General features: G+C 64.5%; 17 protein-coding genes. 12 read left to right on the top strand and 5 right to left on the bottom strand.

Annotated features, from left to right (window positions below):
* Positions 1 to 28: 28 nt before the first annotated feature.
* The 5 genes from KVY23_RS00460 (at position 29) to KVY23_RS00440 (ending at position 4,802) form a co-directional block, all read left to right on the top strand.
* Complete coding sequence (locus tag KVY23_RS00460) at positions 29 to 1,567, top strand: glycerol-3-phosphate dehydrogenase/oxidase (protein ID WP_230554837.1); 1,539 nt, start codon at positions 29 to 31, stop codon at positions 1,565 to 1,567.
* 59 nt (positions 1,568 to 1,626) lie between these two features.
* Positions 1,627 to 2,799, top strand: coding sequence for a glycosyltransferase (locus KVY23_RS00455; RefSeq protein ID WP_230554836.1), 1,173 nt, complete (start codon positions 1,627 to 1,629; stop codon positions 2,797 to 2,799).
* Positions 2,790 to 2,984 carry a DUF3046 domain-containing protein gene (locus tag KVY23_RS00450; RefSeq protein ID WP_075840063.1) on the top strand — a complete coding sequence of 65 codons (195 nt, stop codon included), beginning with the start codon at positions 2,790 to 2,792 and terminating at the stop codon, positions 2,982 to 2,984. Before KVY23_RS00455 ends, KVY23_RS00450 begins: the two co-directional genes overlap by 10 nt.
* A 183-nt stretch (positions 2,985 to 3,167) precedes the next feature.
* Positions 3,168 to 4,205, top strand: a complete 1,038-nt coding sequence (gene recA / locus KVY23_RS00445; RefSeq protein ID WP_206510777.1) for a recombinase RecA — start codon at positions 3,168 to 3,170, stop codon at positions 4,203 to 4,205.
* A 15-nt stretch (positions 4,206 to 4,220) separates the two neighbouring features.
* On the top strand, positions 4,221 to 4,802 hold the full coding sequence (locus tag KVY23_RS00440; protein ID WP_230554834.1) for a regulatory protein RecX: 582 nt from the start codon (positions 4,221 to 4,223) through the stop codon (positions 4,800 to 4,802).
* Positions 4,803 to 4,895: 93 nt separating this feature from the next.
* On the opposite strand, the gene KVY23_RS00435 is transcribed toward KVY23_RS00440, so the two are convergent.
* The 4 genes from KVY23_RS00435 to KVY23_RS00420 form a co-directional block, all read right to left on the bottom strand.
* Positions 4,896 to 5,753, bottom strand: a complete 858-nt coding sequence (locus tag KVY23_RS00435) for an amino acid ABC transporter permease (protein WP_206510775.1) — start codon at positions 5,751 to 5,753, stop codon at positions 4,896 to 4,898.
* Positions 5,753 to 6,430, bottom strand: coding sequence for an amino acid ABC transporter permease (locus tag KVY23_RS00430; RefSeq protein ID WP_075840060.1), 678 nt, complete (start codon positions 6,428 to 6,430; stop codon positions 5,753 to 5,755). The genes KVY23_RS00435 and KVY23_RS00430 overlap by 1 nt, the downstream gene beginning before the upstream one ends.
* Before the next feature lie 87 nt (positions 6,431 to 6,517).
* Positions 6,518 to 7,360, bottom strand: coding sequence for a glutamate ABC transporter substrate-binding protein (locus KVY23_RS00425; protein WP_268994587.1), 843 nt, complete (start codon positions 7,358 to 7,360; stop codon positions 6,518 to 6,520).
* Between the two features lie 74 nt (positions 7,361 to 7,434).
* Positions 7,435 to 8,163: an amino acid ABC transporter ATP-binding protein gene (locus KVY23_RS00420; RefSeq protein WP_187346801.1), complete on the bottom strand. Its 729-nt coding sequence runs from the start codon at positions 8,161 to 8,163 to the stop codon at positions 7,435 to 7,437.
* 668 nt (positions 8,164 to 8,831) lie between these two features.
* On the opposite strand from KVY23_RS00420, the gene KVY23_RS00415 reads away from it, so the two are divergent.
* The 3 genes from KVY23_RS00415 to KVY23_RS00405 all read left to right on the top strand — a co-directional run bounded on the left by KVY23_RS00415 (position 8,832) and on the right by KVY23_RS00405 (position 11,954).
* Positions 8,832 to 9,545: a hypothetical protein gene (locus KVY23_RS00415; protein ID WP_230554832.1), complete on the top strand. Its 714-nt coding sequence runs from the start codon at positions 8,832 to 8,834 to the stop codon at positions 9,543 to 9,545.
* Between the two features lie 268 nt (positions 9,546 to 9,813).
* Entirely contained in the window at positions 9,814 to 11,337 is a 1,524-nt protein-coding gene (gene miaB, locus KVY23_RS00410; protein ID WP_230554830.1) for a tRNA (N6-isopentenyl adenosine(37)-C2)-methylthiotransferase MiaB, read from the top strand.
* Complete coding sequence (locus KVY23_RS00405) at positions 11,325 to 11,954, top strand: hypothetical protein (RefSeq protein ID WP_206510770.1); 630 nt, start codon at positions 11,325 to 11,327, stop codon at positions 11,952 to 11,954. Before miaB ends, KVY23_RS00405 begins: the two co-directional genes overlap by 13 nt.
* 10 nt (positions 11,955 to 11,964) lie before the next feature.
* On the opposite strand, the gene KVY23_RS00400 is transcribed toward KVY23_RS00405, so the two are convergent.
* Positions 11,965 to 13,398: a DUF349 domain-containing protein gene (locus tag KVY23_RS00400; RefSeq protein ID WP_230554828.1), complete on the bottom strand. Its 1,434-nt coding sequence runs from the start codon at positions 13,396 to 13,398 to the stop codon at positions 11,965 to 11,967.
* A 224-nt stretch (positions 13,399 to 13,622) separates the two neighbouring features.
* Between KVY23_RS00400 and KVY23_RS00395 the strand changes: the two genes are divergently transcribed.
* From KVY23_RS00395 to hflX, 4 genes are all read left to right on the top strand, one after another.
* Positions 13,623 to 14,342, top strand: a complete 720-nt coding sequence (locus KVY23_RS00395) for a hypothetical protein (RefSeq protein ID WP_230554826.1) — start codon at positions 13,623 to 13,625, stop codon at positions 14,340 to 14,342.
* A 5-nt stretch (positions 14,343 to 14,347) separates the two neighbouring features.
* Positions 14,348 to 15,250: a tRNA (adenosine(37)-N6)-dimethylallyltransferase MiaA gene (miaA, locus tag KVY23_RS00390; protein WP_371829748.1), complete on the top strand. Its 903-nt coding sequence runs from the start codon at positions 14,348 to 14,350 to the stop codon at positions 15,248 to 15,250.
* 61 nt (positions 15,251 to 15,311) lie between these two features.
* Entirely contained in the window at positions 15,312 to 16,181 is an 870-nt protein-coding gene (gene dapF / locus KVY23_RS00385; RefSeq protein WP_230554823.1) for a diaminopimelate epimerase, read from the top strand.
* Positions 16,182 to 16,465: 284 nt separating this feature from the next.
* Complete coding sequence (hflX, locus tag KVY23_RS00380) at positions 16,466 to 17,905, top strand: GTPase HflX (RefSeq protein ID WP_230555032.1); 1,440 nt, start codon at positions 16,466 to 16,468, stop codon at positions 17,903 to 17,905.
* Positions 17,906 to 17,907: the final 2 nt, after the last annotated feature.

The following is a 17,907-nucleotide window of genomic DNA, read 5'->3' as shown; positions in this document are numbered from 1 at the left end:
GTCACTCTTGAGCCGCCTCTCCGCCCCGATGCCCGCTCGCACGCCCTACGGTTCGGCGCTGCGCGCGCTCAGACGCACGCGCGAACTGGAGTCGGTGTGGAATGCCGATGCGGTGGATGTGCTGGTCGTCGGCGGAGGTATCACCGGTGCGGGTATCGCCCTCGATGCAGCGTCGAGAGGATTGAAAGTGGTGCTGGTCGAGAAGTACGACCTGGCGTTCGGCACGAGCAGATGGAGTTCGAAGCTCGTGCACGGCGGCCTGCGATACCTGGCCTCGGGTCAGTTCGCGATCGCCCGCGACAGTGCAGTGGAGCGCGGAACCTTGATCACGCGCACCGCGCCGCACCTCGTTCGGCCTTTGATGCAAATCGTGCCGCTGCTTCCGTCGATGTCGACTGTGGGTGAGACCGTCGTGCGCACCGGTCTCGCGCTCGGTGATGCACTGCGAAGCGTGGCCGGCACATCGCCTGCGGTGCTGCCCCGGGCACGAAGAATCGGCCCCGAGGACGTGGCATCGTCGGCGCCGACCGTCAATCGTGACGGGCTTCGAGGTGGCGTGGCGTCCTGGGACGGACAGGTCGTCGACGACGCCCGACTCGTCGTCGCAGTCGCGCGCACGGCGGCCCTCTACGGTGCGTCGATACTGACGGGTGTCTCGGCCCGAGACGTAGATCGGACCTCGGCGACACTGGTCGAGGAGGACACGGGTTCGGCGACGCAAATCGACGCCCGCATCGTCGTCAATGCCGCCGGAGTGTGGGCGGGCAAAGTGGACCCGTCGATTGCGCTGAGGCCGAGTCGGGGCACCCACCTCGTCTTCGATGCTGCCTTGTTCGGTGGCCTGACGTGCTCGCTGACCATTCAGGTTCCAGGCGAACGCAATCGGTTCGTCTTCGCGCTGCCGGCACCGCTCGGACGCGTGTACGTGGGGTTGACGGACGAGCCCGCGGAGGACATTCCTGACGTGCCTCGCGCCACAGACGCCGAGATCGACTTCCTTCTCGGCGTCCTCGGTACCGCGGTGAGTCCGGCGCCCACGAGATCGGACATCCTGGGCACCTTCGCCGGGCTGCGCCCGCTCTTGGGTTCGGGCAGCGGACCGACCGCCGCGTTGTCGAGGCGTCATGCTGTGTTCGACGACGGTGACGGTCCCATCGGGGCGGTCGGCGGGAAGCTCACCACGTATCGGCTGATGGCGGAAGAGACCGTGGACGCGGCGGTGTCTGCGGCGCGGCTCTCCGCTGGACCCTGCCGGACCGCATCCATTCCACTGGTCGGTGCCGCCACAGTGGCGAGCCTGGCCTCGATCCAGGCTCCCAGGACGCTCGTACGGCGGTACGGCACCGAGGCGCGGTTGGTGCTGGCAATCGCCGAGACGATGGCCGGCGGTCTGGAGCCGATCGCCGACGGTATCGACGTGTGCGCTGCCGAGCTTGCGTTCTCGGTGCGATACGAGGGGGCCCGTTCGGCGGACGATCTGCTGGATCGGCGCACCAGGATCGGGTTGGTGGAGTCGGACCGTTTTCGCGCCCGAACTGCGGGGGAACGCGCCCTGCGCGAAAACTGACATTCAGCCGGACTGACTTGCTGGTTCGAGGATGAGAAAACCTGTGGCACGCTGAGCGCGTGCGTGTAGCCGTCGTAGCCGGTCCCGATCCCGGACATGCCTTCCCCGCCATTGCGCTGTGCCATGCCTTCCGGCGCGCAGGCGACGAACCGATCCTCTTCACCGGGGCCCGCTGGATCGCCCCCGCGGCCGACAGCGGTCTCGATGTGCGTCTGCTGAAAGGCTTGACGCCGCGCCCGGAGGACGACGACATGGACGCGGGTCAGCGTATCCACTCGCGAGCGGCCTTCATCTCGACCGAATTGCTACCCGACCTACGAAGCGCAAATGTGGATCTGGTGGTCTCCGATATCCTCACCGCCGGAGGCGGTTTGGCGGCCGAGCGCCTCGGAATTGCGTGGGTGGAACTGTCACCGCATCCGCTGTACGCCCCGTCGCGGGGACTACCACCCATCGGAAGCGGGCTGACACCGGGCACCGGAATTCGAGGTCGGCTACGGGATAAGATCATGCGCGCTGCGACGGGCCGATCCATCGCGCAGGGGAAAGCGCAGCGCAGCGCTGCACGGGTGGGGGTGGGGCTACCGGCCGAGGACCCCGGTCCCGCGGCGCGGTTGATCGCGACAATTCCGGCTCTGGAAGTTCCGCGACCGGACTGGCCGACCGAAGCGCACGTCGTCGGGCCGCTCCTGTGGGAGCCGACGAGCGAGGTGTTGCCCGTACCGTCGGGCACGGACCCCCTGGTGATGATCGCGCCTTCCACTGCCTTCACGGGCGCCGAAGGCATGCTGGAGATGGCGCTCGACGGCCTCGCGGGCGGTGGCGTACGCGTCGTCGCGTCGATGCTGGACGAGCCACCTACCGACCTGCCGAGTTGGGCTGCGGCCGGACTCGGCCGTCAGGACGATCTGCTTCGCCGCGCGGATGTCGTGGTGTGCGGTAGTGGCCATGGTTTGCTCGCGAAGGCGCTTCTCCATGGTGTGCCGGTTGTAGCGGTTCCCGGTGGCGGTGACCAGTGGGAGTTGGCCAAGCGCGCCGAACGGCAAGGCAGTGCGGTCGTCGTCAGGCCGGCGACTGCAGCATCGATCGGCGATGCTGTCCGCCGTGTGCTTTCGGATCCCGCGTACGCCACCGCTGCGGCCGTCGCGGCAGCGACACTGGCCGAGGTGGAAGATCCCGTCGCCGTGTGTCGCGGAGTGATCGGCTTCGGTACGGTTGAACCGTGCGCTTGACCGAGTTCCGTGAATTGTTGACAGAAGAGTTCGGCCAGATGCGCGGGGATTCGATGCTCGTCGACCACGTGATCATGGGTCTGAACGGCCGCACCGGTGCGGAAGCAATCGAGGCCGGAGTGGACCCCAGGGACGTCTGGCGTGAGCTGTGCCAGGAATTCGACGTCCCCCGCCGTCGCTGGTGACGGAGTCTCTGCTGACGAAGTTCTCGGCGTGTCGGCGAGTCGCGCGGCGCAATCGAACAGGTGTTCCCCTATGCTGGTGTCATTCGGTTCACGCAGCGGTACGGCGTTCTTGTCGGTACCCCGATCTACCGTTACCGACAACACGCTGAACGAAGCTGAACGACACCATACGAGGAGATCACGATGGCTGCATACGACCGCGACAAAGCGCTCGATCTCGCACTTGCGCAGATCGACAAGAACTTCGGCAAGGGATCGGTGATGCGCCTCGGTGACGAGGTTCGTCAGCCGATCGCCGTCATTCCCACCGGTTCCATCGCGCTCGACATCGCACTCGGTATCGGAGGGTTGCCGCGCGGTCGTGTCGTCGAGATCTATGGCCCGGAGTCCTCGGGTAAGACCACCGTGGCGCTGCACGCTGTCGCCAATGCGCAGCGTAACGGCGGTATCGCGGCCTTCATCGACGCGGAGCATGCCCTGGACCCGGATTATGCACAGAAGCTCGGAGTCGACACCGACGCGCTGCTCGTCTCTCAGCCCGATACCGGTGAGCAGGCGCTCGAGATCGCCGACATGCTGATTCGTTCTGGTGCCCTCGACATCCTGGTCATCGACTCCGTGGCAGCCCTCGTGCCGCGCGCCGAGATCGAGGGTGAGATGGGTGACAGTCACGTCGGCTTGCAGGCGCGACTGATGAGCCAGGCGCTGCGCAAGATGACCGGCGCTCTCCACAACTCCGGCACCACCGCGATCTTCATCAACCAGCTGCGCGAGAAGATCGGCGTCATGTTCGGATCGCCGGAAACCACCACCGGTGGTAAGGCTCTGAAGTTCTACTCGTCGGTGCGGCTCGACGTCCGGCGAATCGAGACATTGAAGGACGGCACCGATGCGGTCGGTAACCGCACCCGAGTCAAGGTCGTCAAGAACAAGGTCGCACCGCCCTTCAAGCAGGCGGAGTTCGACATTCTGTACGGCAAGGGCATCAGCCGCGAGGGTTCGCTCATCGACATGGGTGTCGAGCACGGGTTCATCCGTAAGTCGGGATCATGGTTCACCTATGACGGCGATCAGCTGGGCCAGGGCAAGGAGAACGCCCGCAAGTTCATGCTGGAGAATCCGGACATCCGTGACGAGATCGAGAAGAAGATCATGGAGAAGCTTCAGATCGGCGCAGACGTGACCGCCACCGACGACGCGGCCGCGCCTGTCGAGTTCTAGATCGGGTAGGTCTGCATGCAACCTGAGACCGAGCGAGCCAAGTCCGAGCGAACCAAGACCGAGGGTGGCGGCACCGAGGCGCAGGCGAAAGATGTCTGCCTTCGGCTGCTGACCGACAGGGCTCGAAGCCGTCACGAGTTGGAAACGAGTTTGGCCAAGAAGGGCTACACACCCGAGGTGGCAAATTCAGTGCTGTCCCGGTTGGAGGCAGCCAAACTCGTCGACGACGCCGCGTTCGCCGAACAATGGGTGCACTCGCGGCACACCTTCTCCGGCAAGGGCAAGCGAGCTTTGAGTCTCGAACTACGCACCAAAGGCGTGAGCGCCGAACATGCGCAGAGTGCTCTCGACCAGATCGACAGCGAGGACGAGCGCGAACGCGCTACCGAATTGGTGCGCAAGAAGTGTCGCTCGCTGTCGTTTCCGGATGCCGGAGATCCTGACGCACGAGCGGAGCGGGACAAGATCGTCCGCAAGCTCGTCGGCATGCTGGCGCGTCGCGGCTACCAGCAGGGCATGGCATTCGCGGTGGTCAAGGCCGAGCTCGAACAGATCTATGTTGCCACCGAAGACTTCGACGGTGAGAGCTACGGGTGATCGTCCACTCGTAGCGGTCCCGTCGAACACACGAGGCCCGCAACACCATTCGGTGTTGCGGGCCTCGTGCTGGAACTTGGGTGCCGACCTGCGTCAGACGGGCTGGGCGGGAACGACTTCGCCACCGCTGCCCTTCTTGCGCTGTCGCATACGGCGCTCGACCACGGTCGCGAGCTTGGTGAGCATCGAGTTGATGATGATCATGATGATCGCAACGATGATGAGCGATGGCAGGTAGTTGCCGTAGAAGGCACCGACCTGCTGGCCCGCTCGGACGACCTCGATGTAGCCGATGAGATAACCCAGCGCGGAGTCCTTCAACGCCACCACCATCTGCGAGATGATCGCCGGGAGCATTGCGGTCACAGCCTGCGGGAGCAGGATCAGGCTCATGACCTGGCCTTTGCGCATGCCGAGAGCCATTGCGGCTTCGGTCTGACCCTTCGGAAGCGAATTGACGCCGGCTCGAACGATCTCTGCGATGACCGACCCGTTGTACAGGGTCAGGCCCGTCACCACTGCTGCAAGAGCCAGATACTTCACCATGAAGATCTGGTACTCGGCATACACCGCGTACAGGAAGATCATCAGGATCAGTACCGGCACAGCTCGGAACAACTCGACGAACACTCCACTGATGACGCGGACGGAGCGGTGGTCCGAGAGCCGACCGATCCCCAACACAGCGCCGAGGACCAGAGCGAACACGATCGACAGGGCAGCCGCGACCAACGTGCCCTGTATGCCGGGTAGCAAGTAGGTGGTCCACGTGGTGGATTCGAGGAACGGATCCCACTTGTCCGCCGTCAGCTGACCCTTGGAGTCGAGCGCAAGGTAAATCAGGAACGCTATGCCCAGCGAGACCAGCAGGACAACACCGGAGAATACCCGGTGGAGAGCTTTGGCCCTGGGGCCGGGAACGTCGTAGAGAACGGCTACAGCGTCACTCATCACTTCACCGCCAATCGCTTGCTGAGGTAGCCGAACAACAGTCCGGTGGGAAGCGTCAGGCAGACGAAACCTAGGGCAAAAATTCCACCGACGACGAAGATCGCCGCCTCGTTCTCGATCATGGTCTTCATCAAGAACGAGGCTTCGGCGACGCCGATGACGGACGCGATAGTGGTGTTCTTCGTCAGCGCGATCAGCACGCTGCCGAGCGGGCCGATGACGGCACGAAACGCTTGGGGGAGTACCACGATGGTGACGTTCTGGGTGAACGTCATTCCGAGCGAGCGGCCTGCTTCTGCCTGCCCGACGGGGACCGTGTTGATCCCCGATCGCAACGATTCGGCGACGAACGATGCTGTGTAGACACTCAACCCGAGAACGGCCAAACGAAAGTTGTTTTCGTTCAAGAACGTCGGAGAACTCTGTGGTGCCAGAGAAACACCCATGGTCTGGTACAGGCCGAACGAGGTGAACAGGATGATCAGCGTGAGCGGGGTGTTACGGAAGATGGTGACGTATGCAACGGCGATCGCGCGGGCAATGGGAATCGGAGAGACGCGCATCGCTGCGATGAGCGTACCGATCAGGAGTGCGCCGATCGCGGAGAGAACCGTCAGCTTGATCGTCATGATGAACGCGTCGACGAGTTGATCGTCGTACTTGCTCAATATGTTCAATGGAGGAGTGTCCAATCGGCTCGGGAGGGCCGTGAGCGTCGGGCACGTTCACCGTGTAGGCGAACGCGCCCGACGCAGGGCGCAGCGTCAGTAGCGGTCGACGGTCGGCTCGGCCGGCAGCGGGTAGCCGGAGTCACCGACGGTGTCGTTGAACGCCTGTTCCCAGGCTCCGCTGGCCACCATCTCCTCGATGGCGTCGTTGATCTGGTTGCGACCCTCGGTGTCTTCCAGAGCGAGACCGATGCCGTAGTTCTCCGTGGTGAACGGCTCACCCACGACCTTCAGTTCACCGGGATACTGAGCGGCGTAACCGGCCAGAATGATGTCGTCGGTGGTGACCGCGTCGATCGCACCGTTGCGCAAGGACTCGACACACGCGGAGTATGTGTCGAAGGGCTGGAGCTGGACGTTGGGGTACTCGTCCGCGATGTTCTGTGCGGGCGTCGAACCGGTCACCGAGCACAGTCGCTTGCCCTCGAGAGAGTCGGGTCCGGTGATATCGGTGTTGTCGTTGGACACCAGAAGCGACTGTCCGGCAACGAAGTACGGTCCGGCGAAGCTGACCCGCTCCTTGCGAGCATCGGTGATGGAGTACGTCGCGACGACGTAGTCGACCTCACCGTTCTCGATCAGGGTTTCACGCTGGGCGGACGGTGCTTCCCGGAACTCGATGTTGTCCTCGGACACACCGAGCTGCTCGGCTACGTACTTGGCGACCTCGACGTCGAAACCGGTGAACGTGCCGTCTGGGTTGCGCAGACCCAGGCCCGGCTGGTCGTACTTGATGCCGACGATGAGGTTGCCACTTTCGGCGCTCGACGACACGCTGCGCTCCTCGTTTCCGCCACAGGCGGTTGCGACGATGGCCAACGCGGCGAGCCCTGCACCGAGACGTAGCGAACGGTTGAGTTTCACTGGATGTTCCTCCATTTTGTGTCGTGCCGTGAGATGACTGCAGTGCTGTCGGTGGATCTGTGCTTCTGGTGAATCAGTGGCCGCGTGTGTCAGTGACCGAGGATCTTGCCGAGGAAGTCCTTGGCGCGTTCGGATTCGGGTTTGGTGAAGAAGGTATCGGGATCGGTGTCCTCGACGACGGCGCCGTCGGCCATGAAGATCACACGGTCGCCGGCTTTGCGGGCGAAGCCCATCTCGTGGGTGACGACGAGCATTGTCATGCCCTCCTTGGCGAGGGATGTCATGACATCGAGTACCTCGTTGACCATCTCTGGGTCGAGTGCAGAAGTCGGCTCGTCGAACAGCATCACCTTGGGATTCATCGCCAGCGAACGGGCGATCGCGACACGCTGCTGCTGACCGCCGGACAGTTGGGCCGGGTACTTGTCGGCTTGATTCGCGATCCCGACTCGTTCGAGCAGAGCCTGGGCGTTCTTGCGAACCTCGTCCTTCTTGAGCTTGCGCACCTTGGACGGCGCGAGCATCACGTTTTCGAGAATGGTCTTGTGCGCGAACAGGTTGAACGACTGGAAGACCATGCCGACATCCGCTCGAAGTGCCGCCAAGGCTTTGCCCTCGGCCGGTAGCACCGAACCGTCGACTTCGATCGTCCCCGAGTCGATGGGCTCCAAGCGATTGATCGTGCGGCACAGGGTCGATTTGCCCGATCCGGACGGCCCGATCACGATCACGACCTGACCGGCCGGTACCTCGAGGTTGATGTCCTTCAGAACATGCAGATCACCGAAGTGCTTGTCCACCGATCTGAGGGAGATCATGGGGGGCCGATTGGCATGAGCGCCGGAAGCCGGCGCGTCGGTGGCGTGCGTCATAGGGCAGAACCCTATTCGTAGTTTCCTTGTCGGCAGCGGTTTTCAACCGACAATTCGAATTATGTAATGGAAACTTTACTGACGGTCGGTACAGCTGCAGCACCCCACGCAGGTCCCGGGCACGGCTTGTCCGCCTCGGGTCGTACCCCGGAGAAGCGAAGACGAGTGACCTGAACATGCAGAGGAGCTGCGCGGTACGTACGCACGGTTGTTGGACGAAGGTGCACGACTCCGACCGATAACGGTCCTGGTCACAGCGCGTGGCTTCATCCCGATCAAGGGGTGAGGTAAGGGCATCGGGGTCTCACCGACGACTCGGTGAGCCGTGAAGAGGTCGAGTCCATGCGCTACACATTGACAAACGCTGCAACACGCCAAGCGACTGCACGATGGCGGATGGAGGTTTTTCGCAAACGGGGCAAGTCAGACCGTATCCAAGCTTGCTCAGGGAGACTAAAATCGGTCGCAAATCAAGTCAGGGGACGGTCAGCGGCAACTCGAGCTGGCAACTCACATTTGACGGGCAATAGTTACCGCACCCCTCGAACGTACCGAGGTCGATAATGAACAGCAGGCGTCATTTCAGTCTTCGAGGTCGAGTTGTCGGAACAGCCGTGGCGGTCAGCGTCGCGTCGCTGGCCGTGTGCGGCGTCGGGAGCATAGCGGCCGCGTCGCCCCTGGCTGGGCTCGATGCCACACCGATCACCATCACCGGGATCGATACCGCCTCATCCGCACCGCTGACTCACGTTGACTCCCTTCGCATCCCAGTGAACGTACCGAGGCTATTCGGCGACGGAGCGAATGGAGGTCCGTGCGAGGATGGGCAGCCCGGTGGCCTCATCCAAGGCAACGGCGGCAACGGCGGGCACTGTGCCGGCGGCCATGGTGGTCACGGCGGATCGGGCGGCTGGCTCATTGGTCACGGTGGTCACGGTGGTCATGGGGGTAACGGCGGTGCTGGATTCGCAGGTGGTCACGGCGGATCAGCTGGCCTGTTGTTCGGCAACGGCGGCAACGGCGGCAACGGCGGCAACGGCGGCGCCGGTGGAGGCGCCGGTGGGCAAGGCGGCACTGCCGGTCAGTTGATAGGGACTGGTGGAACCGGAGGGGCTGGCGGGGTAGGCGGAGCCGGCCCGGTTGGCGACAACAACGTTGGGATGGCCAACACCGGTTACAACAACAGCGGAGGCACCAACACCGGGTACAACAACAGCGGCGACACCAACACCGCAACAGCCGACCCAGGTGGTCCCGGCGGTTACGGTGGCGACGGCGGCTACCTCGGTACGGGTGGTGCAGGCGGTACCGGTGGCGCAGGCGGCTAGGTCTAGGCCGAATGAGCCAACGTCGTCAGGAAGCTGCAGATTGGCGTCCACGTCCATCGGAGATGCAGGGTGCGTTCATCCATTGCATCGATCACAAGCGATGTGGGTCATCCATCATTCGGACACTGACGCGGTGCTTCTCGCGAGGCCACCGACGAATATGACGTCGAGACCGAGATGTTGTCGGAAAATGCTGGTCACCCGAGGGCCGCAGGATCGCAAGGGTGCTCGAGCCGTTCTCTGATCGCTGTTAGTCTGGTGCGTGTCAATGTTGAACGATGAAGCCGCACGGCCAGAAGCCAGGAGCTACGAGGTACGTACGCACGGTTGTCAGATGAACGTGCACGACTCGGAGCGTCTGTCCGGGCTACTCGAGGAAGCCGGGTACGTACCGGCAGCGACCGGTACCGACGCTGACCTCGTGGTCTTCAACACCTGCGCGGTTCGCGAGAACGCCGACAACAAGCTCTACGGAAATCTTGGCATGCTGCGTCCCGCGAAGACTCGCAACCCGCGGATGCAGATCGCTGTCGGTGGGTGCCTCGCGCAGAAGGACCGCGACACCGTCGTGAAGAAGGCGCCCTGGGTGGACGTCGTGTTCGGTACACACAACATCGGCTCGCTCCCGGTGCTGCTGGAACGCGCGCGCCACAATGACGAGGCGCAGGTGGAGATCCTGGAATCGCTCGAGGCGTTTCCGTCGACCCTGCCGGCCAAACGCGAATCTCCGTACGCGGGCTGGGTGTCGATCTCGGTCGGGTGCAACAACACGTGCACCTTCTGCATCGTCCCGGCACTACGCGGCAAGGAAATCGATCGACGACCGGGTGACATTCTCGCCGAGGTCCAGGCACTCGTCGACCAGGGTGTTCTCGAAGTCACGTTGCTGGGGCAGAACGTGAACGCCTACGGCGCCTCGTTCGCAGACCCCGATCTGCCGCGTGATCGCGGAGCCTTCGCGCAGCTGCTCAAAGCCTGCGGGCAGATCGACGGACTCGAGCGAGTGCGCTTCACTTCACCGCACCCGGCCGAGTTCACCGACGACGTCATCGAGGCCATGGCAACGACCCCGAACGTGTGCCCCACCCTGCACATGCCACTGCAATCGGGCTCGGATCGCATCCTCAAGGCGATGCGGCGGTCTTACCGCCAAAGCAAATTCTTGGGCATCATCGACAAGGTGCGCGCAGTGATGCCGCACGCGGCCGTCACCACCGACATCATCGTCGGCTTCCCAGGGGAAACCGAGGAAGATTTCGAGCAGACACTCGAGGTGATGCGTCGCGCGCGGTTCACCAACGCCTACACCTTCCAGTACTCCAAGCGCCCCGGCACTCCAGCCGCGGACATGGACGATCAGATCCCCAAGGAAGTGGTGCAGGAGCGCTACAACCGGCTGATCGCTCTGCAGGAGCAGATCGTTCTCGAGGCCAATCGTGAGCTGATCGGCACCGAGGTCGAACTCCTCGTTGCCACGGGGGAGGGCCGCAAGAACGCCGCAACTCACCGAAAGAGTGGGCGGGCGCGCGACGGGCGGCTCGTGCACTTCAGCGCCGACCAGTCACTGCTCGATCAGATCCGGCCCGGAGACGTGGTCACCACCACGATCACCGCGGCCGCGCCGTACCACCTCATCGCCGATTCGGGGGTGGCGTCGCACCGCCGCACGGCCGCCGGCGACGCACACGAGCGGGGAACGCTTCCGACAACGGCTCCCATCGGCGTCGGATTGGGGTTGCCGTCCGTCGGCGCTCCGGCCCCGCTGCCCGCAACGACAGGATGCACCGCATGACCGATTCCAGTACGCCTGATTCCAGTACGCCTGATTCCGGCAACCCCGACTACAGTGCCCCCGACTACGAAGCCGCGGAGCGTCGCATCGACTCGGAGATCGATCCCGGCTTCCGGGCGGTGGTGGTAGCCGTGCTCGTGCTGCTGCTGATCTTCAGTTTTGCGTTACCGCATACGGGCAGCGCGAACGGGTTCGACGTGTTGTTCGGCAATATCGATGCTCAGAATGAATCGATCGCACTGCCCTCGCGCATCTTCGTCGGATTCGTGGCGGTATTCGCCGTTGTGATGTCGGTTCTGGCCCTCGTCACCCGAGTCTGGGCCATTGCCTGGACCGCGCTCGCCGGCTGCGGTATCGCGTCCGTATACGGCATGTTCGCAATCTGGACACGGCAAACCCTGCCCGCCGATGCGCCGGGCAGCGGCCCCGGTCTCGGACTCGTCATCGGATGGCTGCTGGTTCTCACGCTGACGTTCTTCTGGCTCAAGTCGGTGTGGAGCAAGACCACCGCCCAGCTCGAAGCTCAGGAACGCCGTCGAGCAGCCTCAGTGGAAGCGGAACAGAACTCGCGGTGGGACGGACCCATTCTGGGGCGACCGACCGACCGCAAGCGCTGACCTCCAGCGACTACCTTTCGCCGACGGCGCCCTCGGCAGCCTCGGCCCATTCGCGCCACTGCTGAGCCTGCTCGAGCGCGCGCGCCGCATCTTTGTTCTTGCCGGCAGCGGTAGCCTTCGCCGCCTGCTCCTCGAACTGCGCGACCCGCTCACGGAACTGCGCCGCCCGCGCGAGTGCCTCCGGATCGGTGCGTCGCCACTGCGAGTCGACGGCTTCGCGGACGGATTTCTCGATCGCACGTAGGCGACCTTCGAGATCCTGCATCTTCTCCCGCGGCACCTTGCCCTGCGCGTCCCATTTCTCCTGCAGGTCACGCAGTGCCGCGCGTGCGCCGTCGAGATCGGACGCTGGATCGATGTTGCTGTACTTGGCAAGAAGCTCTTCTTTCGCGGCCGCATTGGCCTCGAACTCTGCGTCCCGCTCCGAGGCAGCAGAATTGCGAGCCGCGAAGAACACGTCCTGAGCGGCCTTGAAGTGCTTCCACAGTGTGTCGTCGGCATCGCGTGGTGCTCGACCTGCGGCCTTCCACTCCACCAGAAGCTCGCGGAAGGCCGCCGCGGTCGGGCCCCAGTCTGTGGACGAAGACAGCGCCTCGGCCTGCTTCACGAGTTCTTCCTTGCGAGTCTTCGCAGCCCCGCGCTCGCGATCGAGGTCTGCGAAGTGCGCGCCGCGACGGCGGTTGAAATTCTCGCGAGCCTTCGAGTAGCGCTTCCACAGGGCGTCGTCGACCTTGCGATCGACACCGCGGATGGTCTTCCACTCGTCGAGGATCTCGCGGAGTCGGTCTCCGGCATGCTTCCACTGGGTGGATTCCGTGCCGATCTGCTCGGCCTCGGCGGCAAGTTCCTCCTTGCGGGCCGTGTGGGCCGCCCGCTCGAGTTCCTTCTCCTGGCGGGCAAGCGCAGCGGCGGTCTCCGAGTGCTCGATGACCAGTCGCAATCGCTCGGCCAGCGCGTCGATGTCTCCGATCACCGCGGCCGTCTCGAGCCCTTCGGCGAGTGACTGCGCTGCCGCGCGGGTCTTCTTCGCGTCACCGGAACCCGCGGTGAGCCGCGCTTCGAGGAGAGCGATCTCCGTCGACAAGTCGTCGTACCGACGCCCGAAGTGCGCCAGCCCCTCGGCAGCGTCGCCGGCCTGCCACGAACCGATTTGGCGTTCACCCTCGGAAGTGCGGACCCACGCTGTGCCGTCCTCGTCGACCCTGCCGAACTTGCTGGGGTCGCTGGGTGGGGCCACTGCAGGTGTGACAGTGCCGACATGGGACGGGACAGGATGAGGCTTCGCGACCCCGCCGGGCTTTGCTGCACCAGGCTTCGGGGCGCCGCCAGGTCGGGGCCCACCGGGCTTGGGTGCACCGGGCCTGGGCGAATCAGAGCTGGGCTCAGTTGGTGCGGACACGCCGGCTTGTGGGGTGTCGGTGGTGTTGCCGCTGGGATCGGTCATCGTTCCTCATCTCTGCCGCGCGTCACGGCTGCCTGTATCGCGGTGGTGAACAATCACCATTGAAGCCTGAAGACACCATTGAACTCGGTATCGACCGATCCGACCATTGAAACAGGTGACACGCGGATTGGTGTGGCCGTCTGCACAATCGATCGGTGTGTCGCCGCTGGTTCGGTCGCGACCGCGCCCGGGGGTGGTCCGCTCGACCGACTAACGTTGATGCAGTGTTGCGCGCCGTGGCTCTGGTTCCGTCCCCACCCCTGCTGGTTCCCGAGCTGACCGGTGCAGGTGCCGTGGAGGCCGAGGCGGTCCGCAGCGCCGCGTTGGAAGCGGCGAGGATGCTCGGCGCAGTTGCCGACCGTTGGCTGGTGGTGGCCGCAGCCGACCGGCAAGCAATTATCGAGCCGACGACCGGCGGCAGCTTTGCCGGCTTCGGTGTCGACGTGATGGTGGCATTGTCGCCGATCTCGAGCCGGATCGATTCTGAACTACCTCTTGCCGCGTTGGTCGCCGGATGGTTGCGCGGCGAGGCCGCCCCGCAGGCGTCGATCGAGGTTCGGTTCCTCGATGCGTCGGCCTCGACCTCGGACTGCCTTCGGTTCGGCTGTGACATGCGCGCAGAGCTGGACAGCACCCCCGAGCCGTGGGGTCTGCTCGTCGTCGCCGACGGAGCGACCACTCTCACAGCCAAGGCACCCGGATCCTTCGACGACCGCGGGGAGGGCGTTCAGCAACGCATCGACGACGCGCTGTCCGCGGCCGATCCGGTCGCACTCACCGGTCTGGACCGCACCGAGTGCGCCGAACTCGGTGTAGACGCTTTCGTGGTCTGGCTGGCTCTGGCGGGCGTGCTCGGCGAGGACCGCCCCACCGCCCGGACGCTGTACCGCGGCGCGCCTTTCGGCGTGGGGTACTACGTCGGAACATGGGAGCTAGAAGGGTGACGGTCGTGATCAGGCCCGTTGCCGTGGTCGGCCCGACCGCCACAGGAAAGTCCGAACTCGGTTTGGATCTCGCGGAAGCTCTGGGCGGTGAAGTGGTCAACATCGACGCCATGCAGCAGTACCGCGGTATGGACATCGGTACCGCCAAGCTCGCCCCTGCCGAGCGGCGAGGCATCGTGCACCACCGCCTGGACGTGCTCGACGTCACCGACACCGCGACGGTCGCGAGGTATCAGGAGGCCGCTGTCGTCGACGTCGAGGACATCATTGCCCGCGCACGCGTACCGATCATCGTCGGCGGATCGATGATGTATGTGCAGTCTTTGCTGGACCAGTGGGCATTTCCGGCGACCGATCCCGAGGTTCGTGCCCGATGGGAACGCGTACTCGCCGACGGCGGCACCGATGCCGTTCATCGCGCGCTACACGAACATGACCCCGAAGCGGCCGCGTCGATTCTGCCCACCGATGGGCGCAGGATCGTGCGCGCTCTGGAGGTGGTCGAGATCACCGGAAGGCCGTTCGCGGCCTCGGCGCCGACCATCGGCGAACCCCGATGGGGAACGCGAATTCTGGGAGTGGATCGCGACACCACGGTGTTGGACGAACGCATCGCCCGCCGCACCGACCTGATGTTCACCGGTGGACTCGTCGAGGAAGTGCGCTCCCTGGTCGAGATCGGACTGCGAGACGGGGTGACGGCCTCCCGGGCTATCGGATACGCACAGGTGCTGGACTTCCTGGACGGACGCCTCGAACTCGATGCCGCTCGCGAGCGCACCTTCATCGGCACCCGTCGGTACGTCCGCAGGCAGCGCTCGTGGTTCAGACGTGATCCGCGCATTCAGTGGCTGGACGGCGCGGACACGCACATGTTCGAGCGGGCTGTGCAAGCTCTGGGCGAGTAGGGCCTGTCCGGCGCAACACGTACGTTTCGAGCGCAGGCCATTTCGCCAGTAGGATCCGGGAATGCACTTCGCCAAGGGCCATGGAACGCAGAACGACTTCGTCGTCCTGCACGATCCCGACGTGGCGACCGAGCTGCTCCGCCCCCGCGTCGCCGCGTTGTGCGATCGCCGCCGGGGCATCGGCGCCGACGGCCTCCTTCGCATTGCCCGCGCTGGCCGGCTCCGGGACGCAGGTGTCTTGGACCGTCTACCCGCCGGGGTCGAAGCCGATCACTGGTTCATGGACTACCGAAACGGCGACGGCAGCACCGCGGAGATGTGCGGAAACGGAGTGCGCGTCTTCGCTCACTACCTGCGTGCCACCGGACTGGAAACCGCCGACCACTTCGTCGTCGGCTCCCGCGCCGGCGCCCGTCCAGTGACCGTGCACACTTTCGATTCTGTTTCCGCTGATGTGACGGTCGAGATGGGCGACGTTCATCTGATGGGCTCGAGCACCACCACGGTCGCTGGCAGAACGTTCGACGGGATCGGTATCGATGTCGGCAACCCGCATCTGGCCTGTGTCGATCCGGCAGCGGATATCACCGCCCTGCGTGCGCTCGATCTGTCGGCGGCTCCAGCGCTCGACACCGAATTCTTCACCGCGGGCGCCAATGTCGAAATACTCACTCGGCTGCAGTTCGGCCGCGTCGACATGCGGGTTTTCGAGCGTGGAGTCGGCGAGACGCGGTCCTGCGGCACCGGCACCGTCGCCGCGGCAGCAGCAGCGCTGTCCTTCGAGGGAATGGACAGCGGACAGGTCGTCGTCGGTGTCCCCGGTGGCGAGGTGACCGTGTCCATCGACGACTCCGGTGCCACCCTGCGGGGCCCCTCGGTCTTGGTCGCCAACGGCGAGATCAACGACGAGTGGTGGCGCGAATTGGCGTGAGCGGCCGCCTCGCCGTCCGCCGAGCGCGAAACCCGCGTGCATGCGCTGGGGTTTTCGTGGATCATTGAGGTGTCGGGTAAACATCGAAGCGTTTCCTCGCCGTACTCGAACAGGTACGGGGTCGCTTCCCAGAACTAAGGATTGACGAGATAACGGATACAGAACGCCAGGATGCTGTGAACCAAGGCGCGAGCAATGGCGCCGGTGAGAGTGGCGCGTGGACGCGAGAAGAGTCCGAAGCATGGTCCAAACGCATCGCGCGCTCGGCACTGCCCACCGACACCCTGCCCACCGACACCCTGCCTTCGACATCACCGACGTCCACTTCTTCGCCGTCGTCCGGCGATATGCAGCTCGAGGAACGAACAGCGCTTCGACGCGTGGCCGGGCTGTCCACCGAACTCGCGGACGTCACCGAGGTCGAATACCGCCAGCTCCGACTCGAACGGGTCGTGCTGGTGGGGGTGTGGACCACCGGAAGTTCTGCGCAGGCAGAAAGCAGCATGGCCGAGTTGGCCGCCCTCGCCGAGACGGCGGGGTCCGAGGTCCTCGACGCTCTCGTGCAGCGACGCGACAAGCCCGACTCCGCGACCTACATCGGCTCCGGTAAGGCCCACGAGCTGCGCGATGTCGTGCTCGCGACCGGCGCCGACACCGTCGTCTGCGACGGTGAACTCACTCCTGCGCAGCTCAACGCTCTGGAGAAAGTGGTCAAGGTCAAGGTCATCGACCGAACCGCTCTCATTCTCGACATCTTCGCCCAGCACGCGACCTCCCGCGAAGGCAAGGCGCAGGTCGCGTTCGCGCAGATGGAGTACATGCTCCCGCGGCTTCGCGGCTGGGGTGAGTCGATGTCACGGCAGGCAGGTGGTCGTGCAGGTAGCAATGGCGGCGTGGGTCTGCGTGGGCCCGGTGAAACCAAGATCGAGACCGATCGTCGTCGTATCCGCGAGCGCATGGCAAAGCTGCGTCGCGAGATCAAAGGTATGAAACAGGCCCGCGATACCAAACGAGAACGTCGCCTCGAGAGCACTGTGCCGTCGATCGCGATCGTCGGATACACCAACGCCGGCAAGTCCAGTCTCCTCAACGCGCTCACCGGTTCCGGCGTGCTCGTGCAGAACGCACTGTTCGCCACGTTGGATCCCACCTCGCGCAAGTCGACGCTCGAGGACGGTCGCGCCGTGGTGCTCACCGACACCGTCGGGTTCGTGCGTCATCTCCCGACGCAGCTGGTCGAGGCCTTCCGGTCCACTCTCGAAGAAGTCACCGACGCTGACTTGCTGTTGCATGTCGTCGACGGTTCCGATCCGCTTCCTGTAGACCAGATCAAGGCCGTTCGCGAGGTCATCGTGGACGTGGTCAAGGAACGTGACGCGAAAATGCCGCCCGAGTTGATCGTGGTGAACAAGATCGATGCCGCCGATCCCGTGCAGCTGACCCAGTTGCGTGGGCTGTTGCCGGGGGCGCGTTTCGTGTCCGCGCGGACGGGTGAGGGCATCGACGAACTGCGTGATCACCTGGCTGAGATTTTGGCGTGGCCGGAGTCCGAGGTCGACGTGCTCGTGCCGTACACGCGGGGCGATCTGGTCGCGCGGATCCACACCGAGGGGCGGATTTCGAAGTCGACGCACGAGGCGGACGGCACGCGGGTCGAAGCGCGGGTGCCGACGGCTCTCGCATCCGCCCTCACCGAGTTCGCATACGAATCCGCGACTGCCTGACC

Source organism: Rhodococcus sp. I2R (assembly GCF_020889545.1).
Classification (GTDB): domain Bacteria; phylum Actinomycetota; class Actinomycetes; order Mycobacteriales; family Mycobacteriaceae; genus Rhodococcoides.
This window is presented reverse-complemented; position numbering and strand designations above follow the sequence as displayed.